Consider the following 3,768-nt stretch of genomic DNA (forward strand, 5'->3'; position numbering starts at 1 on the left):
TATGAAATTTTTATATTATTAATTCAAGGAGACAGACCTGATTTCCTTCTATAATTTAAGCAGCCCATTACTTCAATAAGCCGTTAGTGGAACAAAAAAGCCGACTGTCCTTATCAAACAATCGCACCCGTTAGTGTAAGTGCATTGTTTCACAATCTTTTTGTCAGAATGGAGCAATTCATCTTAACTATCAGTATCTTTTAAAGTAATTTCAAGAGTATCACCTTCAAGTTCTAACTCTAAATGATTATCCCAATTTAAAAATTCATCACAAGTAATTAATAACTTATTCTTAGACCAACCATGAAACATAATAGTGTCCATTTTAAATGGACTTTTCACTGGTTTCGTATCTTTTATTGATGATTCAATTTTTTCAATGTGATAATAATCCGCTATTATGAAATCCCCTGATGGTGTTACTGTTAAACAATGATATTGTGGCTCAGATTCATATTCCATTAATTCACCGCTATCACAATCAACTTGAAATACATAGTCGGAAGTAATAACAAGAACTGTTTTATATTTCATTGATACTGCAACACCCCGTGGAGAACCTCTAAACTCACCGCACCACTCATAAAAATCTTCGTCTTCAAATTTTACCCAAGTCCAATTGGGAGAATTCCATAGACTTTTTATGTCATAAATTCTCTCCTTGTACTGTCCCGGAAAAGGTTGATTAATTATTTCTGCTTTAGCTATCACTTGTTTTGTCCTCCAAAAAGGGTATCTAATAGATATTCAATATAGTAATAACAAATCCTTCTTGAAGTAACCCAATAAAGAAAAAAATNNGGTTAATGAGTTTGTCCTGTTCGCTTGCAGGCTTTGGACTCTTTCATTCTACCAAGAGGTTATTTTTTTGTTCAAACCTCATTTTCATTCATTACAGGAATGCTGCCCCATTAGTTCAATAACAAAAATAGACCGCCGCAGCGATCATTCTTGAGCTCAAGCCCCCGTTACTTTAAGTGTAATTTTTCACAAATGGTTCATTAAAAAGGCTGTTTAATCAAGATTAAACAGCCTTTGATTTATTTATTATGATTTTGAAAAGAATGGACTGATAAATATTTTTTCTGTTTGAATATGACTAAGAAAGATATACAAAGGAAAAAGGATGCTAGACAAAACACTGTCACGATGTTAAAGGAATCTGCGATGAGTCCCATCATCATTGTTGAAATCCCAAATGTGATCATAATGAGTGTGCTTTGCGCAGCATAGACCTTCGCTAAAAGTTGGTCTCGGATCATGCTTTGGATTAGTGTATGGATCGAAATGTTAGTGAACTCCTGGAAGAATCCATTGATTCCGATTAAGATCAGCGCGACCGCCGGAATCTGATTAAATCCGAATAAAGCGGTTGTCACGAAGACCACAAAGCCTCCCGTCAAGACGTTTCTTGCCAACCCCTTGTCGTTCAAAGTGTCAGATTTCCGATACGCATAAATCCCCGCAAGAAACAAGCCGACTAACAAAGAAGTATTGATAAACCCCCACCAGCCTGTATCCACCTTTAATCGTTGCAACATAAACGGGTAAAGGATAGCAGAGACCCATACCGTGTTGGCAATGGCGTTCAAAATGATGAATAAATGGACAGTTCTAAAACTCTTATTTTGTACGATGATTTTCCAGCCCTCAATCAAAGAATCCAGTTTGTTCTGGGGATAATCGGATTTTTCCTTTTGTCCGAAATCACTCGTCAAAAACATCATAAATGTCGAAAGCACATAAAGAATCCCTGTTAAAATAAACAATCCTATCGGTTCTAGTATATCCGCCAATACTCCGCCCATTGCCCAGCCACTCAGCTGGATAAATTGGTTGATAGACGACATCAGACTATTGGCTTTTGATAACTGATCCGGTGGAACCAAAGAGGGAATCAATGCGCTGCTAGCTGGAAGGGCAAATCCATCCAGAAATGAAAGCAGGAACACCCAGAGAAATATAAGCAGCAGCGAAGAGTTTGACAAATAAAACCAGCAATAGCATGTCAATATTGATAAAATCAATGTTTTACCTAATTGGGAATAGGACAAAATGGCTTTCAATCTCCATTTATCAATAATGATAGGGGCTATTGCTCCACTCAAACTCCCCGATATCATTTTGGTCAACGGAACCAGAGACACATAAAAGGCTGAATGTGTAACACCATATACAATCGAAATAAGAGCGATGATATAGAAAACATCACCCGCATCAGCAAATGATTGTCCTATGGTAAGAAATCGGAATGATTTGTTTTTCAATGTAACGTCCCCTCTTATTCAATTGGGAAAATAATTTTATAAAAGGGTAATGATTACATTGGCCGCACTCCTTAAAGGTATTGTTTAATACTGTATATATATTCTTGAACGTACTGAAATTTCCTTAAGCATCAATGGATGCCTCAATATCTTATTTAACTACTAACCTGCCAGTTTGTTAAATAAGGAAAACGCTGCAGAAGCAGTATTCATTTGTTGAACTCTACCACCCAATGTTTAGTAATAGCTTTATTATGGACCCAAAATCAATGTTCCCCAAATATGATATATAGGCGGGAAAAATAGAATGACAATTGCTAAATTAGCGTGAAATCCAATTTTTCCTACAATTCCAGTTAAAGAACTTTCTGCTGTTGTTTTTATACCTCTCCCCAGAAAACTTACAATTAAACCTAAAATACTTAGTCCATAAAAGATTATATACTCTGAATCAAATATAGACATTTCAGAGAAATAAAAAAAGATAGCAAGTAACAAAAGGAAAAAAGATAACCACTTGTATATCTTCCTAAGTGCATTTTCCAAAAAATCTACTCCTCTCTCTTAAATAAATTATACCATAAAAAACCATTTCCCCTTGAATTAACCTTCTTCGTTAGTGCAATAAAAAAAGCTGTCTCAATGACAGCTTCCGCTCTTAAACTCAAGCACCCGTTAATTTAAGTACAATCTTTCACAAACTTAATATAATAATAAGATTGTAAATTCTTTCTTATAATCGCTTTGTTACAAAAGCTCCAAAACCAATTATAATGTATAAAACCATCAAGCAAACGATTAACATACCCGTTTCAATTAAGTAGACACCCATTGAGTATAAAATTAATAAAGCAGCTCCACTACCAAAAAGTACAACATAAAGTACAATTAACAAATAACGTTTCATCAGTATTACACTTCGTTCATCAAACTCCGGAACATTTCCATTTCTCTTTTTATTCCACATAGAAAAAAATAAAAAGATGATTATACCTAAGATTGAACCTATTGCCATTGGAATAGTCAAATCATAGTTGTATTCACCAGTTTCTTTCCCAATAATATAAATTCCTAAATAACCACCTATCCCTACACATCCAATTATAAAGGCAGAAATAAGTATAAATATGATTTTATTATTCACCATCATCACCCTTTGATCTTTCTAAATAAAACAATTCCTCAATTGGTACATCAAAATATTCTATTAATTTTAAAGCCAACTCTAGACTGGGATTATATTTATTCTTCTCAATCGCATTCACCGTTTGACGTGTAATTTGTAAATCTTCAGCCATTTTCACCTGTGTTATACCCTTTTTTATTCTTATATCCCGGATATGATTTATTACTTTCATTAATAACCCTCCAAAGTAAGGAGTAAAGATATCTTTACATTGATTATAAAAAATAACAACTGAATGTAAAGATATATTTACACTCAGTTGCTTTCTGTTTATTGTCCTAACCTGCCCCGTTTCTTCAATAAAGAAAAAAATTG

At 34.1% G+C, this 3,768-nt stretch carries 5 protein-coding genes; all 5 read right to left on the reverse strand.

What is annotated here, in order from left to right:
• Positions 1-183 precede the first annotated feature (183 nt).
• Complete coding sequence (locus V7083_RS21750; protein WP_335482005.1) at positions 184-711, reverse strand: hypothetical protein; 528 nt, start codon at positions 709-711, stop codon at positions 184-186.
• Positions 712-1,040: 329 nt separating this feature from the next.
• Positions 1,041-2,267, reverse strand: coding sequence for an MFS transporter (locus tag V7083_RS21755; protein ID WP_335482006.1), 1,227 nt, complete (start codon positions 2,265-2,267; stop codon positions 1,041-1,043).
• Between the two features lie 252 nt (positions 2,268-2,519).
• Complete coding sequence (locus V7083_RS21760) at positions 2,520-2,813, reverse strand: hypothetical protein (RefSeq protein ID WP_335482008.1); 294 nt, start codon at positions 2,811-2,813, stop codon at positions 2,520-2,522.
• 187 nt (positions 2,814-3,000) lie between these two features.
• Positions 3,001-3,411: a hypothetical protein gene (locus V7083_RS21765; RefSeq protein WP_335482010.1), complete on the reverse strand. Its 411-nt coding sequence runs from the start codon at positions 3,409-3,411 to the stop codon at positions 3,001-3,003.
• Entirely contained in the window at positions 3,404-3,625 is a 222-nt protein-coding gene (locus V7083_RS21770) for a helix-turn-helix transcriptional regulator (RefSeq protein ID WP_335482018.1), read from the reverse strand. Before V7083_RS21770 ends, V7083_RS21765 begins: the two co-directional genes overlap by 8 nt.
• Between the last annotated feature and the right edge of the window lie 143 nt (positions 3,626-3,768).

Origin of the sequence: Bacillus sp. JJ1764, assembly GCF_036962145.1 — a bacterium.
Taxonomy (GTDB): Bacteria; Bacillota; Bacilli; order Bacillales; family Cytobacillaceae; genus Neobacillus.

Bases quoted from the DNA above. Each gene is read 5' to 3' on its own strand.
- V7083_RS21770 (WP_335482018.1), bottom strand. From the start codon at position 3,625: ATGAAAGTAATAAATCATATCCGGGATATAAGAATAAAAAAGGGTATA.